Below are 392 nucleotides of genomic sequence, written 5' to 3'. Positions count from 1 at the left end.
GGTTGGAATACACGAACCGCCCCGCCCCCCGCCGACTCGCCCAGCGCCGGGCGCTCGCCAGGGCCGCCGGGGCGTCCATGCCGCCGTAGGGGTCCTGAAAGCGGGTGAAGGTGGTCACTGCTGCCCGCGCGGGGTGAGAGGGCAGGCCCGCCGTGTGGGTGGCGAGGGCGCGGGCGGTCACGAAGTCGGGGAAGCCGCGAAAGGGACCGCCCAGCCGAGACAGGGGCGCGTCCCATAAGAGCCGCCCCTGCCGCACCAGCGCCCCCGCCAGCGCCGCCGTGAAGGGCTTGGTCACGCTCGCCAGCTCGAAGACGCCGTCCCTGGGAACGCCACCCACCCCGACGACCGCCGACTGACCGCCCCGCGCCGCGCCCACCACCCCGCCCCGGCGC

The 392-nt window shown here is 76.8% G+C and carries 1 protein-coding gene; it reads right to left on the bottom strand.

Features of this window, described 5'->3' with window-relative positions:
- Positions 1–392: serine hydrolase (locus QOL99_RS17660; RefSeq protein WP_285525710.1), on the bottom strand; the 392-nt coding region annotated here is incomplete at both ends.

Source organism: Deinococcus rhizophilus (assembly GCF_030271215.1).
In the GTDB taxonomy this organism is placed as follows: Bacteria; Deinococcota; Deinococci; order Deinococcales; family Deinococcaceae; genus Deinococcus; species Deinococcus rhizophilus.
This window is presented reverse-complemented; position numbering and strand designations above follow the sequence as displayed.